This is a genomic window from Algoriphagus sp. (genome assembly GCF_039969895.1).
GTDB lineage: Bacteria > Bacteroidota > Bacteroidia > Cytophagales > Cyclobacteriaceae > Algoriphagus.
The window spans coordinates 101,998-119,910 of record NZ_JBDVMZ010000010.1; the positions used below are offsets into that span (position 1 = coordinate 101,998).

The 17,913-nt window shown below is 41.0% G+C and carries 17 protein-coding genes; 8 read left to right on the forward strand and 9 right to left on the reverse strand.

Features of this window, described 5'->3' with window-relative positions; genetic code table 11:
- Nucleotides 1–483: 483 nt before the first annotated feature.
- Genes ABJH64_RS05795 through ABJH64_RS05810 form a run of 4 tightly spaced genes read left to right on the forward strand, consistent with a single transcriptional unit; the run spans nt 484 to nt 3,183 of the window.
- Nucleotides 484–1,476, forward strand: a complete 993-nt coding sequence (locus tag ABJH64_RS05795; RefSeq protein ID WP_348276982.1) for an acyl-CoA desaturase — start codon at nt 484–486, stop codon at nt 1,474–1,476.
- Between the two features lie 7 nt (nt 1,477–1,483).
- On the forward strand, nt 1,484–2,686 hold the full coding sequence (locus ABJH64_RS05800; RefSeq protein WP_348276983.1) for a DEAD/DEAH box helicase: 1,203 nt from the start codon (nt 1,484–1,486) through the stop codon (nt 2,684–2,686).
- A 9-nt stretch (nt 2,687–2,695) separates the two neighbouring features.
- A complete protein-coding gene (locus ABJH64_RS05805) occupies nt 2,696–2,986 on the forward strand; it encodes a cold-shock protein (protein ID WP_348276984.1) in 291 nt (96 codons plus the stop codon).
- A 2-nt stretch (nt 2,987–2,988) separates the two neighbouring features.
- Nucleotides 2,989–3,183, forward strand: a complete 195-nt coding sequence (locus ABJH64_RS05810) for a cold-shock protein (protein WP_086501652.1) — start codon at nt 2,989–2,991, stop codon at nt 3,181–3,183.
- Nucleotides 3,184–3,341: 158 nt separating this feature from the next.
- Here the strand turns inward: ABJH64_RS05810 and ABJH64_RS05815 are convergent, their stop codons facing one another.
- Nucleotides 3,342–4,343 (reverse strand): 2-hydroxyacid dehydrogenase, encoded by a 1,002-nt coding sequence (locus ABJH64_RS05815; RefSeq protein ID WP_348276985.1) that lies wholly within the window; start codon nt 4,341–4,343, stop codon nt 3,342–3,344.
- Nucleotides 4,344–4,740: 397 nt separating this feature from the next.
- On the opposite strand from ABJH64_RS05815, the gene ABJH64_RS05820 reads away from it, so the two are divergent.
- Nucleotides 4,741–5,172, forward strand: a complete 432-nt coding sequence (locus tag ABJH64_RS05820; protein ID WP_348276986.1) for a Dabb family protein — start codon at nt 4,741–4,743, stop codon at nt 5,170–5,172.
- On the opposite strand, the gene ABJH64_RS05825 is transcribed toward ABJH64_RS05820, so the two are convergent.
- Both ABJH64_RS05825 and msrA read right to left on the reverse strand, forming a co-directional pair.
- On the reverse strand, nt 5,173–5,580 hold the full coding sequence (locus ABJH64_RS05825) for a hypothetical protein (RefSeq protein ID WP_348276987.1): 408 nt from the start codon (nt 5,578–5,580) through the stop codon (nt 5,173–5,175).
- 123 nt (nt 5,581–5,703) lie between these two features.
- On the reverse strand, nt 5,704–6,774 hold the full coding sequence (gene msrA / locus ABJH64_RS05830) for a peptide-methionine (S)-S-oxide reductase MsrA (RefSeq protein ID WP_348299795.1): 1,071 nt from the start codon (nt 6,772–6,774) through the stop codon (nt 5,704–5,706).
- A 174-nt stretch (nt 6,775–6,948) separates the two neighbouring features.
- On the opposite strand from msrA, the gene ABJH64_RS05835 reads away from it, so the two are divergent.
- The gene (locus tag ABJH64_RS05835; protein WP_348276989.1) at nt 6,949–7,566 is read left to right on the forward strand and encodes an outer membrane beta-barrel protein; all 618 of its coding nucleotides are present in this window, start codon (nt 6,949–6,951) and stop codon (nt 7,564–7,566) included.
- 10 nt (nt 7,567–7,576) lie between these two features.
- Here the strand turns inward: ABJH64_RS05835 and ABJH64_RS05840 are convergent, their stop codons facing one another.
- Nucleotides 7,577–8,233 carry a GDSL-type esterase/lipase family protein gene (locus ABJH64_RS05840; RefSeq protein WP_348276990.1) on the reverse strand — a complete coding sequence of 219 codons (657 nt, stop codon included), beginning with the start codon at nt 8,231–8,233 and terminating at the stop codon, nt 7,577–7,579.
- A gap of 303 nt (nt 8,234–8,536) precedes the next feature.
- Between ABJH64_RS05840 and ABJH64_RS05845 the strand changes: the two genes are divergently transcribed.
- Entirely contained in the window at nt 8,537–9,652 is a 1,116-nt protein-coding gene (locus tag ABJH64_RS05845; protein WP_348276991.1) for a DUF4407 domain-containing protein, read from the forward strand.
- A gap of 278 nt (nt 9,653–9,930) precedes the next feature.
- Here ABJH64_RS05845 and ABJH64_RS05850 read toward each other — a convergent pair whose 3' ends face one another.
- The 5 genes from ABJH64_RS05850 to leuS form a co-directional block, all read right to left on the reverse strand.
- Nucleotides 9,931–10,692, reverse strand: a complete 762-nt coding sequence (locus ABJH64_RS05850; RefSeq protein ID WP_348276992.1) for a DUF5995 family protein — start codon at nt 10,690–10,692, stop codon at nt 9,931–9,933.
- 4 nt (nt 10,693–10,696) lie between these two features.
- The gene (locus ABJH64_RS05855) at nt 10,697–11,422 is read right to left on the reverse strand and encodes a VIT1/CCC1 transporter family protein (RefSeq protein ID WP_348276993.1); all 726 of its coding nucleotides are present in this window, start codon (nt 11,420–11,422) and stop codon (nt 10,697–10,699) included.
- Nucleotides 11,423–12,586 (reverse strand): dipeptidase, encoded by a 1,164-nt coding sequence (locus ABJH64_RS05860; protein WP_348276994.1) that lies wholly within the window; start codon nt 12,584–12,586, stop codon nt 11,423–11,425.
- A 566-nt stretch (nt 12,587–13,152) separates the two neighbouring features.
- Nucleotides 13,153–14,178, reverse strand: coding sequence for a glycosyltransferase family 4 protein (locus tag ABJH64_RS05865; RefSeq protein ID WP_348276995.1), 1,026 nt, complete (start codon nt 14,176–14,178; stop codon nt 13,153–13,155).
- Nucleotides 14,179–14,280: 102 nt separating this feature from the next.
- Nucleotides 14,281–17,055, reverse strand: a complete 2,775-nt coding sequence (gene leuS, locus ABJH64_RS05870; protein WP_348276996.1) for a leucine--tRNA ligase — start codon at nt 17,053–17,055, stop codon at nt 14,281–14,283.
- Nucleotides 17,056–17,282: 227 nt separating this feature from the next.
- Between leuS and ABJH64_RS05875 the strand changes: the two genes are divergently transcribed.
- Nucleotides 17,283–17,909, forward strand: a complete 627-nt coding sequence (locus ABJH64_RS05875) for a 7-carboxy-7-deazaguanine synthase QueE (protein ID WP_348276997.1) — start codon at nt 17,283–17,285, stop codon at nt 17,907–17,909.
- The last annotated feature ends 4 nt before the right edge of the window (nt 17,910–17,913 follow it).

The following is a 17,913-nucleotide window of genomic DNA, read 5'->3' on the forward strand; positions in this document are numbered from 1 at the left end:
AGTCAGTCCTTAGGTTTCGTTTTGGTGCAGGAAGCTCAAAACTGCTAGCTAGTTTTTGAATCTGTCATTTAAATTAATTGAGCGTAAAAGACGTTAAATGCGAGTGGATTAGGATATGCAGAATCTTCTCCCCACCTTTGTACGCATAAAGGCGCTGTCCAAGGATATTCCTTTTTACTTGAAAAAAAGTATGCGTTGATTATCAACCTGCCCAAGTAGCAATTTCTAGAGTTTCCCCTCGCAAGGTTTTAATTCTTCATCTTTCTACTTTTTTAATTTATGAGAATTGGTCAAGTCCATTCTTCGAATTAAAATCTGCAGAGAAAATCCCACAGGAAACATTAGTATTTATAATTTAATTTCAGTGCTATTAAGACAGTAAGGTTCTCAGAATCAGAATTATCTGAATTCTCTCAAACACTAAGAGCTAGGGTTTATGGACATTTTAAGTCCACGAACAAATCCAAGTATGCAACTACCGGGATGATCATCAAGTCTATCTTGCTGATTTCTTTGTATGTGCTACCTATTGCCTTGGTGATTACAGGCGTTGCCTCCACTACATTTCAATTGTTTGCTTGTTATCTGCTTTCCGCTTTCGGAATGGCTGGGGTAGGAATGGGCGTCATGCACGATGCTATTCACGGCTCCTATTCCAAAAATAAGAAAGTAAATACCTGGATAGGCTATACTTTGGATATGGTGGGAGCCAGTTCTATGGTATGGCACCTGCAGCACAATGTCCTACATCACAGCTACACGAATATTCATGAGCACGATGACGACATCAATGCACCTTTCTTTTTAAGATTTTCTCCCAATGCAGAAAAGAGCCCATTGCACAAATACCAACATTTGTATGCCTGGTTCTTTTACTCTCTATCTACACTTTCATGGGTGACTGCGAAAGATTTCATCAGATTTACAAGATACTATAATAAAGGCTTGGTAAAAGGTGGTGAAAAGGCTTACAAAAAGGGCATCATGAAATTGGTGGTTCTGAAGCTTCTTTACTTCACTGTAGTAATAGGTTTGCCACTTATTTTCTCTCCCTTTTCGTTAGGAATGATCCTTTTGGCTTTTGTGATGATGCATTTTGTCACTGGGTTTGTGATCACCATGGTTTTTCAGATCGCTCATATCGTAGAGGTTGTAGATTTTCCTAAGGCCGATACGGATGGAGTGGTGGAAGGAGAAAGAATACTGCATCAGTTGGCAACCACTTGTAATTTTGCCCCTAATTCTAGGATACTGTTCTGGTTTGTAGGAGGGTTAAATTTCCAAGTTGAGCATCATTTATTTCCGGATATATGCCATGTGCATTATAAGGATATAGCGCCTATAGTGAAGGCTACAGCGGAAGAGTTCCATGTGCCTTATTATTCAAAACCACATTTTTTGATGGCTGTATTGGACCATTTTAAAATGCTTTATCTATTAGGGAATAGCCCTGTAGTGAAGCCAGTGAAAGCCTAATTTAATTATGAATAGTAATAGAAAAAGTAATACAAGACCAGCCGCCAACCAAAGACGTAATGCACGTCCCGCTGGAAAGCCAGGTCAGAATAAAAAGAAAGAGTCTAAACTCGATCCAAATTTATTGGTCAAAAAGGCCCAGCCTAGTGGTCAGGAAGGTTTTAGATCGGAGACTCCCTTCACAAGCGTGAATTTGAACGCCTCGTTGCTGAGGAATATTTCAGCAAAAGGGTATGAGAGCATGACCAATATTCAGGAGCAGGCCATTCCTTCCTTGATGGAGAGGAGAGACCTGCTTGGGATATCGAATACTGGCTCAGGAAAAACTGGTGCGTTTTTGATTCCTATCATTGAGCACGCCAAACTAGATCCTCAGAATTTTACCGCTTTGATCGTAACACCTACTCGTGAGTTGGCATTACAGATCGAAGAAGAATTCAAGAGCTTGAGCAAAGGGATGAATTTGTATTCCAATACCTTCATAGGAGGGACGAATATCAATTCTGATTTTAAAGCGCTAAGTAGAAAGCTCCACGTCATCGTAGGTACACCTGGTAGGCTACTGGATCTTTCAAATCGTAAACTGTTGCATCTCAACCGAGTAAATACGCTTGTATTGGATGAGTTTGACAGAATGTTAGATATGGGGTTTGTTCACGATGTGAAAAAACTCGTAAATTTAATGACGAAGAGAAGCCAGACAATGCTTTTCTCTGCGACTTTAGAACCAAGTCAGAAAGCACTTATCGACGGATTGCTCGACAATCCTGTGGTAATTAAAGTGAATACTGGCGGAACAACCAGCGAAAACGTAGATCAAGAAATTGTCCGTGTTCCTGAGGGAAAGGACAAGTTTGCACTACTTGCTGACTTATTTAAGGGAGATGAATTGGAGAAGGTGATTATTTTCACTGAAACTAAACGACTTGCGGATAAGTTAAGTAAGCAACTAAATCAGTCCGGAATTAAGTCTGGATTGATTCATGGTAACAAATCACAGAATTTCCGTAATAGAACTATTGACGAGTTCAAAAGCGGACTTACTCGAGTACTAGTAGCTACAGACGTGGCAGCTAGAGGAATCGATGTTGCTGATGTAACTCATGTGATCAATTATCAGCTTCCCATGACTATGGATAGTTATATTCACAGGATTGGTCGGACAGGTCGAGCCGGAAAAACCGGACGGGCCATAACATTTGTCAATTAAAATCGCGATATGTCTAAAAACCAGAACACATTCATTAAAAAGCAAAAAGCAGAACTCAAAAAGAGAAAGAAGAGAGAAAAGCAAGAAAAAATGGCCGCCCGTAAGGATCAGCCGAAAAGTGGAGATCTGGATGATATGATTGCGTACGTGGATGAGTTTGGTAACATCTCAGACACGCCGCCAGAACCAGAACCCCCTAAAAAAGAAAACCCGCAAAGAAAGGAAGGTACTCCTAGAAGAGAATATCCCAACAATGCACAACAACAAAATAATAGAAACACCAAATTTAAAAACGAGTAATCATGAATGAAGGAACAGTAAAATTCTTTAACACAACCAAAGGTTTTGGTTTTATTACACCAGCAGACAACAGTGAAGATGTATTTGTACACCACTCAGGTCTAGTACACGAAATCCGTGAGAATGATCACGTTACTTATGACGTAGTTCAAGGTAAAAAAGGCGTTAACGCTGTGAATGTGAAAGTGGCTAAGTAATTCCAATCGGGCTTTGCCCAATTAAGAAATACAAAGTTCGATGCCTGCAGATCTATGATTTGCAGGCATTTTTTTGTTTAAAATCCAGCCAAAGGCTGACTCTTTAACCTAGTCTTTTCAGATTTACCCAAGAAGGAGAATTTGGTCTGATCTCACGGCTACACAGATTTATACTTTATTTCATTGGTCAATTCGATCCCAGCTTCCAGCTCATCCAGATTCTGGAGGGTGACCTGGGCAATCTGTGCTAAGGCTTCGTGCGTCAGGAAGGCTTGATGGCCTGTGATCAGGACATTGGGGAAACTCATCAACCGGGCAATGTCCTCGTCGAGTAAGATCTCTTCCGACAGGTTTTGAAAAAATAAGTCCTCTTCCTGCTCATAAACATCAATTCCCAAGTTTCCTACTTTCCTGCTTTTGAGTGCTTTGATCACTGCTTTTGTTTCTATCAGTGCACCCCGACTCGTATTGATTAAAGCCACTCCCTCTTTCATCAGTTGCAAAGATTTGGCATTGACTAGGTGAAAGGTATCAGTTGTCAAAGGGCAATGAAGAGAGATAATATCACTTTGAGAAAATAATTCTTCGATGGGAAGATAGACAACGCCTAGTTTTTTCAGCTCATCATCTTCATAGATGTCATGAGCGAGAACGTTACAGCCCATCCCAAGCATGATTTTGCAAAATGCCCTTCCAATAGCTCCTGTACCAACGACTCCAACTGTTTTACCATGAATATTGAACCCAGTTAGGCCTTCTAAAGAATAATTGTTTTCCCGCACCCGATTATATGCCTTATGCGTTTTTCTACTCAATGTAAGCAAGAGAGCCAGCGCATATTCAGCTACTGCTTCAGGACTATAGGCCGGTACTCGGCAGATTTTAAAGCCTAATTTTGAAGCCTTCTCTAAATCGACTTGATTGTAACCGGCACAGCGTAATACGATCTTATTTATACCCATTTCCGCCAACTTTGACAAGTTGTTTTTGTCCAAATGATCGTTAACGAAGGAACATACTACATCAAAACCTTTGGCCAAAGCCACTGTACTATTCTCTAGTTTGGCTTCAAAAAAAGTGAACTCGTGGTTATGCTGTGGGATATATGCATCAAAACTGTCTTTGTCGTAGGATTTGGTGCTGAAAAAAGCAACTTTCATGTTTAGTCGGTTTACTAGTGATAGATGGAAGATCGTGTTATCTCTTACTCAATTTCAGTATTTTCAAGCTCTTGGACTAATGTTTTGTTGTAGGACAGAGAAAGGGAATGTTTCCGGTTGATCTTGACAGCTTTATTTTGGTAAGCTTATAGCTCACTGCCTTGCTAGTGTTGGAATCATCGTTTTGAGAAGTGCAGCTGTTAAATGAGCCTATAGTAGCAAAACACAAGATGCCTTTAAGAAGGATATTGATTTCAAGTGTTTTCGTAGATCTACTTATGTTTTGTTACTAGCTAGTTTCTTAGAAAACTAGGATGTCATAAAAAGAAGGGACAAAACTCTATAGATTTAGAATTATAGATCGAATCTCCTTAGATTGGTTTAAAATCTAAAACCTATGAAAAAGTTATTCTATTTTATTCCTCTTGTTTTGGCGTTTTCTTGTGCAGAAAAGGAGGAAAACCATTCCCAAAATGAAATGAGCGATGAAAATCACCAAGAAACAATGGCTACAAAACCGGATTCAGTACTGAGACACAATGTTTTTTTCAGCTTCAAAGAGACCTCTTCTCCAGAAGATATAGAGAGAGTAATTACAGCATTTAGGAATCTGCAAAATGAAATTGATGGGATTGAGCACTTTGAGTACGGGGTAAATTCTAGCCCTGAGGGTCTTGATCAAGGCTTGACGCATGCGTTTGTGCTTACCTTTCACTCAGATGCAGCTCGCGATGCGTACTTGCCTCATCCTGCCCATGCTGCTTTTGGTGAAATACTAGGGCCGCACTTGGATAAGGTTACCGTTATTGACTACTGGTCTCGTCCTTGATTATTGATCAAAGGGCAAAGTTGATCCGTCAGTTTTGCCCGCATTGTTTGCAGTGAGGACCTCAGTCACAACAAAATTACTAGTACCACGCCATGGGAGCATTCCGTTGTATTCTTTATAGCGGAGCTCTACAAACTTCCCGGAAGCTCTTTCTAGCTGCTCTGCGATGTCGTTATCCACTACACTGAATCTGAATTCATTGCTTTGTAACCCGCCTGCTGTAGGGCTTTGAAAACCTTCCTGGACTACACGCCCTTCATAGGTTTTGAACACTACTCCTTTTTTGACGAAATAATTCAGGCTACCCGCTTTTACACCCTCACCGAATACAAAATAAAATTTATACCAAAAAATACCGGCTAGTAATCCGACAATAACGATTCCGGCAATCCAAGCAAATTTTTTCATAAGGGGATAAGTTTGACTTAAATATATAAAGGGCGATGATTTTAATTGAATAAACGATTAAAAAAAATCAGCTTTTATATTTCAAAACTAAAAAAGGCTACCCTAAAGTAGCCTCTTTCCTCTTCAATCAACCAACCACAAATACTCCCCATAACCTGCTGCTTCCATCTCTTCTTTTGGGATGAATTTCATCGCAGCGGAATTCATGCAATACCTCAAATTGGTGGGTTCAGGTCCATCGTAGAATACATGACCCAAGTGACTATCTCCAAACTTGCTTCGAACCTCGACTCTCAGCATCCCCAAAGTGTTATCTGTTGGTTTTGCTAATGCACGTGCATCTATTGGCTTGGTGAAGCTAGGCCATCCAGAGCCTGATTCGTATTTATCTTTAGAACTAAATAGTGGCGCTCCAGATACGATATCAACATAGATTCCCTCTTGTTTATTTCCATTATATTCATTTTGAAAAGACATTTCAGTTGCGTCTTCTTGTGTGACCTCATATTGTAACTCAGTCAAGGTTTTTTTCAGTTCTGCTTTGGGTGGCGCTACATACTTTTTCTCAGACAATTCCGGCCAGTGTTTTTTGATAAATTTATCTCTTCCAGATCCAGTTCTATAGGAATAATACTCTTGAGGGTTCTTTTTATAATAATCCTGGTGATAATCTTCAGCCGGGTAGAAATTGGTGTACTTAAGAATAGGCGTAGCGATTTCCTTTTCAAATTTCCCTGACTTATCTAAAAGTTTCTTTGACTCTTCCGCAACTTTTTTCTGTTCACTGTCATGGTACCAAATAGCAGATTCGTATTGAGAACCTCTGTCATAGAAAGATCCTCCCACATCTGTCGGGTCAAATGTTTGCCAGAAGATATCTACTAGCTCTGAATAGCTGATTACTTCAGGGTCGAAAGTGATCTGCACGGCTTCTCTATGTGAGGTTTTGCCGCCAGAAACTTCTCCGTAGGTTGGGTTTTTCTCTTTACCGCCAGCATAGCCTGAGATGACGGCGATCACTCCATCTATTCCTTCGAAAGGTGCTTCCACACACCAAAAACACCCTCCAGCGAAGGTGGCAAGCGCTGTTTCTCTTTTGTACTCAGAAACTTTAATGGCATCGGCTGATGATTCTTGGTTTTGAATTGAAGTATTCCCGCAGGAAAACATCAAGGCAACTATCAGTGACATCATGGGCGTGAACAGTTTATTTGAAGTAAACATATTTTTGGTTCCTTTTTTGTTTTGAATGATTTGAAAATCATTGAATACTAAACTCAAATTATAGGATTCTGTTTGGTGAGTTTAGCATATTTAAGATTTTAATACCTTGAAATACGCAGTTAATCCGTAATCAGTTTGTCAGCTATGAAACATTTCTCTAGAATTACTTCCTATGCGTATTCAGGAAAATTTCTTCTGACTGTATTTATTCTTTTTCTAGTATCTCTACAAGTAAATGGCCAGCATAAAGGTTCAGGATTTGGCCTCAAAGCAGGATTGGGCTATTCTACTTCAGGTAAATATTTCGAGGATGCGGGGTCTATTTGGAAAAATCCGGGAAACTCGGCGGGGTATCAAGTGGGTGCTTTTTATAAGCTTGCTTCATACGATATTTTTTTGCGTCCGGAGATAGTATATACGCATACTAAATTTGACGCTGGACTCGGAGAGGTCAAGACTAGTAGGCTAGATGCTCCCGTGCTGGTTGGAATGCACCTTTTCAAATTCATCAGTGTCGTCGGTGGTCCTTCATTTCATTATTTGTTGGACGATAACTACGAAGATGTTTTTAACAGCCCCTCCGATAAGGAGTTTCTATTTGGCTATCAATTTGGATTGGGGGTAAACTTCGGGCCTGTGGGATTAGATCTTCGCTACGAGCGATTGTTGAATGATCAGGAATTTGATTTTGATCAGTTTATTAAAAGAAAGGATGATTTTAGGTCTGAACAAGTGGTGTTGGGAATGTCCTTTCAGTTTTAGATCCTATTAATCATTTCAGGAATGGAGTAAAAATTTCCTTCCAAAGTTCATATCCCTTCTTATTCATGTGGAGATCGTCTTCAAGGAAAATATCAGCTTTCGGTTTGCCGCTTTTGTCTAGCATTATATCCCACACGTTCACAAAATTCACGTTACTGTGAGTAGTTGCATATTGGCGCATCAGGTCATTCAGTACCAAATAAGATGTTTTCTTATCCCATCTTGAAGGACTTGGTTTTGCCGCAATTAGATTTACGATTGTATTGGGATTAGCCGCGTGAATTCTAGCTACCAATTCACTTAAGTTTTTGATTATTTCTGACACTTCCTGGCCCGAGTTGATGTCATTATCTCCTTCATAGATAAAGACTTTTGATGGCTCAAATCTTAAAACGGTTTTGTCCAAGTGAGTAAGTAGTTGATCAGCTCTAGATCCTCCGAAAGCAGAATTGATGATAGCAACGTCAGGAAACTGCTCCTGTAGATTATTCCACATTCTCACACTGGAGCTGCCGGTGAATACCACACTTCCTTTTTCCCAGCCACGATCATCTATTTCTTTTGCACGCTTGTTTACTTCTGCTTCGAACTCGACTTCTTGCGAGAATGAAGGTTGAAAATTACAGAAGAATAGAAAAACCAGGAGGTAGGATAATAGTTTGCTCATGTCTAAATATACTAGCTGATTTTAAAGGAAACTAGATGTGCTCCCTTAAACTCTTATTTCCCCAAAAACAGTTGTTACGAATCCGATCAGCGAAGGTCCATTTACGTACAGCGTGGACAATTTCCTGATATTGTTCGCTTTCAGGTTATTCAGAGCTTTCGTCACAGCAAATCATCTAATTAAAGCTGTTTAGATTGGTTTTTTTGGAAATCCATCCCAAAAACATCTCATGGATATGTTGGCTGTCTGCTTTGGAGTGGTTTTAGCGTTATTTCTCTATTCAGATCAATCTTACTTGCCCTTATGGAAAAATTCACTCGCTTTTTCTGGTTCTGCAGCGGTGCTAACTTCTCTCTACTCAAACGCTCACCTACTGAATCAAATAAGTATATCGGAATCGGTGCGACCGTTTTCTTCACCGGAGTGCTAGCTTCATTGGCTTCTGGTTATGCTCTTTTTACAGTTTTTCAATCGGTATGGCCGGCTATGTTTTTTGGATTGCTTTGGGGATTAATGATTTTCAACCTCGACCGATTTATAGTTTCCAGCATGAGGAAAAGAGAAAGTGCCTGGGCGGAATGGAAGTTGGCTGTTCCAAGGTTGGTATTGGCGGTTTTACTAGCGCTAGTCATTTCCAAACCACTGGAATTAAAAATGTTTGAGCGGGAGATTGATCGGAAAATAGATGAAAAAAGAACTGAGTTTATTGCTGAATCGAAGCTGAATTTAGCCAAGGGATTTCCTGAGATTCAGGAATTGGAAGCTAAAATCGACACATTCAAAGCAGAAGTCTTAGAATTTGAACAGTATAGAGATCAGCTTCAACGTGAATATGATGCTGAGCGATTTGGGGAAAAAACAGGGAGTACGAGTGGGATAGTAGGATTAGGAACGAATGCAAAGAAAAAAGAGCAGCAGCTGGATGCAGCGCAAGTGTCGTTGGATGAGCTTAGGTTGAGAAATCAAATTCGTGTCGATACCTTAGAAGCTCAGATCCGTGAGTTTGTAGCTTTGCGTCAGCGGGAGTTTGAAAAGCAACAGCCCGGAATAGAAGGCTTCGATGGGCTCGCCGCAAGAATGGAGGCACTGGATGCTTTGACTAAGGAAAGCGCCGCAATGGCCATGGCGAATATCTTTGTCATGTTGCTTTTTATCGCTATCGAGACTGCTCCGATCTTTGTGAAATTGATATCACCTCGCGGGCCTTATGATGAATACCTGGAGCTGCATGAAGATAAGGTACGGCTATTTAAAGGAGAAAAATGGACCTTCGCCAAAGGTGAATCTGAAGCGAGAGTAGGCTACTTTCAGGATACGCATTTCTATGCTACGGATCTTCAGAAAGAGAAAACCAATAGAAAAAATAAAGCTCAAATTGAAGCTGAAATTGCTAAGATTGAATCTAAGTTTAAAATTTAGAATAGCATATTGCCAACAACAACTAAGATTATCTGCAATGATGTCCCTATTTAAAATCCCCTTGTTCAACCTTGCAGATGCCCGAAGATCAGGAGACAGTTAGGGATCTACTTTTCAATCGTTAGGTGCAGAATTTTGCTGATGGATTGAAGTATTATTCAGCTATGGCGCGCGATTGCGAAGTGGTAATTACGGAGTATGCAGGAGGATTCTACTATTCAAAAACTCCCGTATTGGGCAGAGATAACTATTGAGAAGGGCACAATTTTTAAATTCGCCTAAATCGTTTGAGCTTTTTTGATAACTACATCAAGCTGATCCATGGTTCGACTGACAGACTTCCATTCTGCGAAACTTACTATTTTCACCATGAACAATAGAAATTTCCCAGGATTGATCAGCTTTTTGGCCAGCTTTGCTATGTTCGCATCCCGTTCTTGGATAGAGGTGGCTCGATCATCACAGCTGTAATATTCCCCAGCATACTTCCAGGCACCGTCCCGGGCAAGCTGTATTGAGAAGTTCAGTAGCATTTCATCACGGCCTTTAGCTAATGGGATAAGCCAGCCGAAAATCGGCGAAACAGCGGATATGTTAGCTTTGACTCCATCGACCAACTCAGCTAGGACGGCATTGATCTTATTGAAATCTTTCTGAATACCCGCTATAGGTTCCGTGCCCATCGTGTCAGCTGCTGAGATTCCCAGATCCAGATTAATGTGGGCGTTTATTCCCAAGAACAAGTGCTGAAGCACGAGATGCTTGCTGGAGTTACTTGCTTCAAAAGCCAAAAGCCAGCTTTCGGTTGGTTTTTTAGCCTTTCTCCAAGAATCATAAGCGTCGATAAATCTTCCGGCAAAAAGCACATCGAGTTTTTCCATTCTAGGGTTGTCCTCAAATTCCTGTGCCAAAATCCCAACTCTGATTCTGCGTGTCACCTGCCTGTAGAGAATAGCAAAGTAGCCAATTCGTGATTGATTGCTTTTGCACTCGGCTACGATTTGATCCATTCGAACTAGTACATCATCGATAGTTTGCATTGATTTATTTGATGAAAAATTGTTCAAGAATGTCGCCTACATAAAATGCCACTACAGCAGCGAGAGCTCCGAGAGCGACTGTTTCTGCTATGCTTTTAAGTAGTGAGGTTTGATTGACTAGAGACTTCAAGGCGCCAACAACCACGAAAGCCAAGCCGGTTAGCACACTAGTCCATAGAAAGATGTTGATAGGGGTAGGGTAGAAAAATGTCCACAAATAGACGAGAAGTGGGATGAAGCCTACAATGAGAAAGGAGATAAATGTAGCAAATCCAATTTTAAATGGGCTTTTCGTTTCTTCCATTAAGTTTAGCTCATCCTTCATCATTTCGGCTACCCAGAGTTCTTTGTTAGAGGTGATCTGATCCACTACTTTTTCTAATAGCTCTCCTTTAAAGCCCTTCGCTTTGTAGATATCTCTGATCTCTTCACGCTCAATATCGGGGAGGTTTTCTATTTCCCAGTATTCAATGGCTTCATGTTTTTTGAAGTTTTCTTTATCGCTTTTGGCAGAAAGATATGCCCCCACAGACATGGAAAAACCATCGGCAAGCAAATTTGCAAAGCCCAAAATAATGATGATCCCAGAGTCTAGATTAGCACCAAATCCTCCTGCCACTACGGCAAAAGTGGTGACTGCACCATCTATTCCTCCGTACACGAACTCTCCTAGATATTCCTGGAATTTTTGAAAATACTTACTCTCTTGATGGATTTGGGACTCTTTCATTTACGGAAGGTTTTGAAGGAAAAATCTCTTGACATTTTCGCCCATGACTGATTTAATCTCTGTTTCAGTAAAACCCTCATGAAGCATACCTTCTACCAAAAGTGGAAATCCGGTAATGTCAAAGGGTACTGCCACAGATCCATCATAATCCGAGCCCAGCGCAACAAACTCTATCCCGACTAAATCACGGACGTGCTTAATTGATGAAATGATATTTGGTAGTTCGGGTAAGCCCACTGCTTCATCGAAAAATGCAATGCCAATAATCCCACCGTTTGCCGCGATTTTCTGTATTTGTGTGTCACTCAAGTTTCGCTGAGAGTCTAGAATTCCTCTTACGCCAGTATGAGATACCATTACAGGTTTGTCAGTCATGGCCAAAACATCGTCAACAATCGCTGGTGAGCAATGTGCCAGGTCCACAAATATTCCAAGCTCATTCATCTTTCTCACCACTTCTTTTCCAAAATCAGTCAATCCTGCTTGACTTTTGCCGTGAGCCGATCCTCCCAGTTCATTGTCGAAAAAATGCGTGAGACCAATCATCCGTACTCCAGCCTCATAGACACGATCCAAATTGGCAATTTCACCTTCCAGCGCATGTGCACCTTCTATTCCAAGCATCCCGCCGATGACGGATTTATCACTTTTCCTTGCTGAAATAAGTTGATTCAGGTCTGCTTTGCTTTTGACAAAAATCGCCTTCCTTCCTTCCTCTTCTATGAAATCATTTAAGTTTTGAGATTGAGAAAGTGTTCTGTTGATCAAGCTAAACCAGTTTAAAGGGGATTCTCCTTTCGCTATCGTTAGTGGCGTGATGTTGTCAAATGCATCCGAGCTGTTACTTTGCATATTTTGCCCTGCAGGCGATTTTGATACAATGGTGAACATCTCCAAAGCTACATTAGCTTGCCGCATTCTAGGGAAATCAACTTGTCCACGGCTTCCTTTTTTGGTTAGATCCCTGCCCCAGAGCAAGGCATCGCAATGCAAATCTGCGATAAAATCCAGTCGATCATACATCGCTTGGGCGTCAGCAGAAACAGAATAGGGTGGTGGGATTTTAACAGGGTTTCTCTGGGATTCAATATAGGGTGGCACGAATTGGGTCGCAGCAAAACATATAATGGCTACAATTCCGAGCGCGAATAGACTTTTCTTCATAATAAATGATAAGACATTTGAAGATACTGAAAAATGAGATATACTCAGTGAAGTCCTTTTGACCCGAGATAGGGTTACTTTTTGCTAAACTTATTAACTGAAAAATTAGAATTTGGCTTCGATTATTGAAATTTGGAGAAAAAATAAATGTTTGTTTTTGGGCGGTTTAAAACATTTTCCCTATGTTTAGAGAAGTATAAAGATCAAAAAAACAAATACACAGCAAGGATTACAAAAGTATATTTGGTTTTAGATGATTGACAATAGACCCACTCTTGGGGGCTTTTTCCATAAAAGCCCCCTTTTTTTATGTCTATATATTTTAACATTTTGTTAAAATCTCAAAAAGTGGTTTAAAAAAACTTTGATTTAGATCAAAAATCTGTTGCGATTTGAAAATCTGGTTTAATTAAGTTTGAATCATTTGGTAGAGTGTAATGAATGAGAAATTTGGCAATTGGTAAATAGCCATTCTGAAAATTCGGAAAAGGATATTTTCGAAAATGAAAATACTGAGGAGGTTTTTATAGGGATTTCATTCGATCGAACCTAGAGTGAACTTGAAATCAGGACTTGAGAACTTCCAATAGTTTATTTTTTCTGCCAGAAAATGGAAAGATGCTATGTATTTTCTGACGTGTATTCTGTCTGATTATTAACAACTTAGCTTCAGTTAGCTTCAAAAGCAATTTTTCAAGTTCCAAATAGTTTTTATGGTTAAGAATTAACTCTTCGCTCCCTATTATTTCCGGAATTGCTCCTACTGCAGATCCAATGGGCACGCATCCGCATGCCATCGCTTCACCCAGGGCATTTGGGAAGCCTTCTGAAGTGGATAGTTGTAAGTAGAATTCGTGGGAGTTATACAACTCGCGCAGTTGACTTGCTGCTTGTTTGCCGATGATTTTTACGTTAGGGTTTGGGGAAGTGTATGTAGCGTCTCCCGCCAGTGTGAATGACCAGTCAGGATGATTGGCCGCTAGCTGCTCGATGAGGTCGTAGCCTTTTACTCGTGCCCGGGCAGGATTTGAAGTACCAGTAGCTACAGAAATGAAGCTTTTAGGCTGTCGCTTTTGGTCCAAATCCTTCCAAAAATCTGTGTCAAAACCATTGGCTATGACTTTAATGGGGGTTTTAAGATCTGGAATCAGATTTAACAACCCTTGCTTGGGCGAAATAGAAGGGTCGTAACGATAGTCTTGCTTAACCAAAGCTTGAGCCACAGGCAAGATTAAGCTGCAGTTTTTGAAACTATAGACAGTGGCTTTTCGCAGCCACTTCTTGCGGAAGTTTCCATAGCCTATCTCGGGCATGTTGATGCAATCTGTACCTCCTGCCTGGATGCTACACTTTTTCCCAAATACTTTTCCAAACCAAACTGGAAGTATGCTATGATATCCGCCAAAAAAACAGAGGTATTGGCTGGTTTTGGGTGCAAACCATAGCAATTGAATAAACTGGAGAATAAAGTAAAAAGGTAGAGCTGCAGGACTTTGAGTGAACTCCAGTGCTTTGATTTTCATCTCTGGCTGAATCATCTCCAAATCACGATCAGTGAATGCTGTGCGAACGGGATAAGTGTAGATGATCATTTTAGGCTTTGATTAACCATTAAAAATAGGTCTTAAAAAAAGGAAGGAGCAAAGAAAACTGTTGATTTGTTTCTTTGCTCCTTTTGTAAAAGTAAATCTTGATTAAATCACCACGTTCACAATTTTTCCTGGCACGACGATCATTTTCTTAGGTGCTTTTCCTTCCAGCCACTTCTGTACCGTTTCATCGGCCAAAGCTGCCTTTTCGATTTCCTCTTTGGAAAGTGCGAGATCCAAGTTGAGCTTTGCTCTCATTTTCCCATTGATCATCACTGGATATTCAAAGGCGCTTTCTTTCAAATAGCTTTCTTCAAAAACAGGGAAAGTGGCTTCTGTGAGAGAAGTCTCATGCCCCAGAAGGCTCCAAAGTTCTTCTGCGATATGCGGTGCATAGGGTGAAACCAGCAAAGCCATAGGTTCCAAAATAGCTCTTTTGTTACATTTTAACGCTGTAAGTTCATTCACACAAATCATAAAGCTAGACACGGAAGTGTTGAACGAGAAATTAGCCATGTCTTCTTCCATTTTCTTCAAGGCTTTATGAAGTGCTTTGTACTCTTCTTTGCTTGGCTCAGCATCAGAAACCTGGAATTCGCCAGAATTCGTGTGGTATAGATTCCAAAGCTTTCTCAAAAACTTGTAAACTCCATCGATACCGTTGGTGTTCCAAGGTTTGAATTGCTCCAATGGCCCCAAAAACATCTCATACAATCTCAAGGTGTCTGCTCCGTATCTCTCGATGATGTCATCAGGATTCACGACGTTGTACTTTGATTTAGACATTTTTTCCACCTCAGTGCCACAGATGTATTTTCCGTCTTCCAGGATGAATTCAGCATCTGCCAAATCAGGTCTCCAAGCCTTGAATTTCTCTAGATTTAGTTGGTCGTTATAGACAATATTCACATCTACGTGAATTGCAGAAGTTTCGTATTGGTCTTTCAAACCGTAACTAACAAACTGATTGCTGCCTTTGATTCTATAAACAAAATTAGATCTACCCTGGATCATTCCTTGGTTGATCATCTTCTGGAAAGGCTCATCTATGCTCACTACACCGAGGTCATACAAGAACTTCGTCCAAAACCTGGAATACAATAAGTGCCCAGTCGCATGCTCAGATCCTCCTATATATAAGTCAACTGCGCCCCAGTAATCGGTTTTTGCTTTGTCTGCAAACGCAGCTTCGTTCTTTGGATCTGTATATCTGAAGAAATACCAGCTGGAGCCCGCCCAGCCTGGCATGGTGCTTCTCTCCAAAGGAAATTCCCCCTCCGAAGTTTTATAATTCCAATCTTTTGCGCGTGCAAGTGGAGGCTCACCGTCCTCTGTTGGCAAGTATTTGTCCACCTCCGGCAAAACCAATGGCAAGTCTTTTTCTTCTATCAGATAAGGTAAACCGTCTTTGAAATAAACCGGTAAAGGTTCGCCCCAGTAGCGTTGGCGAGTGAAAATCGCATCACGCATTCTGTATTGGATTTTGCCTTTTCCTATGCCTTTTTCTTCCAAGAATTCTATTGCTTTCACCATAGCATCCTTCATATACAAATTGGAAATAAAGCCTGAATTGATAATCAAGCCACCTTTTCCAGGAAAAGAACCTTCTTCCATGGAGCCTTCAATCACTTGTCTGATTTCCAGGCCGAAGTGCTTCGCAAAGTTGTAGTCGCGTTCATCATGCGCCGGGACGGCCATTACCGCACCAGTTCCATATCCCGCCAACACATAATCAGCCACCCAAACTTGGATTTCTTCTCCGTTGAAAGGGTTGATAGCATAGGAACCAGTGAAAGCACCAGAGATGGTTTTGACATCGCTCATACGTTCACGTTCGGAGCGGTTCTTCGCAACTTCGATGTAAGCTTCAGCTTTTTCACGTTGATCTTCTGTGATCAGCGCAGCCGCCAGATCAGATTCTGGTGCCAAAGCCAAATAAGTGACACCATATATAGTATCCACCCGCGTGGTGAATACTTTGATAGTTTGATCGGAATCTTTTACCTGAAAGACCACATCAGCTCCGATGGATTTGCCTATCCAGTTTCGCTGCATTTCTTTGATTGGCTCAGACCAATCCAGTTTATCTAGTCCTTTTAATAATCTATCCGCATAGGCAGTGATTCTCATGGACCACTGCATCATTTTCTTTCGCTCCACAGGATGTCCGCCACGCTCCGAGAAGCCATCCTTTACTTCGTCATTGGAAAGCACGGTTCCCAAAGCTGCGCACCAGTTTACCGTAGTTTCAGCCAGAAAAGTCAATCTATATTTCAACAGCATTTCCTGCTTTTCCTTTTCGCTGAAAGCATTCCATTTTTCAGCAGAGAATATCGGCGTTTCATCATCAGAAACAGCTTTTACCGTCGCATTTCCGTCTTTTTCAAATCGCCCAATCAAAGAGTCAATAGAAAGTGCTTTGTCTGCATCCTGATCGTAGTAGCTATTGAAAAGCTGCATGAAGATCCATTGCGTCCACTTGTAATAGTCAGGATTGGAAGTGCGCACTTCTTTGCTCCAATCAAAAGCAAAACCTATATTTTTGAGCTGCTCGGTGTATCGGGTGATGTTTTGTTCAGTAGTGATCGCTGGATGTTGGCCAGTTTGGATAGCGTACTGCTCAGCCGGAAGACCAAAACTGTCATAGCCCATTGGGTGAAGTACATTGAAACCCTTAAGTTTTTTGAACCTGGAGACAATATCCGAAGCTATGTATCCAAGTGGATGTCCTACATGAAGGCCAGCTCCAGATGGATAAGGGAACATGTCGAGAGAATAGAATTTAGGTTTGTCAGGGTTTACTTTAGCCAGGAATGTCTGATTCTTTTCCCAGTAGGCCTGCCATTTTTTCTCGATTTCCTTTAAGTTGTACTCCGCCATGATTGAATTATTCGTTGGGTTTTAGCTGAACGCCTGCAAAAATAGAAAAAATGATGGGCTTTGCGGCTCAAATCGGCAATTGATCCTAAGTTTTGAATTGATGATGATCAAAAGATGGATTTGAACAAATTCCCACATTCATTCAATCTTCGATTTTTCCATTCCAATTCTTACCTTTGCCCCTTTCTTACACAGCGGTGGAATCTCCCGCTTCACCAAAAATTCAGATGACAATTCAAGATCAAGTTGCTTCCGGCGTTTCCTTGCCCATCATGGAAGCTTTTTACACCATACAAGGAGAAGGAAGGTTTACTGGTCATCCTGCTTATTTTATCCGGCTTGGAGGCTGTGATGTGGGTTGCGTCTGGTGTGATGTCAAAGAGTCTTGGGATTCGGGTAAGTGGCCTGTGCTTTCTATTGAAAAGATAGTGGAGGATGCGATGGCTTTTCCTGGAAGATTGGTCGTGATCACTGGGGGAGAGCCCTTACTGTATGAGCTAGGTCCATTGACAGCACTTTTGAAAGAAAAGGGATTCACTACGAATATAGAGACTTCAGGTGCGCATCCATTTTCCGGTGACTTTGATTGGGTTTGCTTTTCCCCGAAGAAATTTAAGAAACCACATCCCTCTATATATAAGGAGGCGGACGAACTGAAAGTTGTCGTGTTTCATCAGAGTGATTTTGCGTTTGCTGAGGAGCATGCGGGACTTGTGAGTTCAAGTTGTGAATTACGTCTTCAGCCTGAGTGGAGTAAGGCCGATAAGTTCACGCCGGTAATCATTGATTTTGCAAAAAATCACCCAAAATGGAAAATTTCGCTTCAAACTCATAAATTTATGGACATACCCTGAGTCC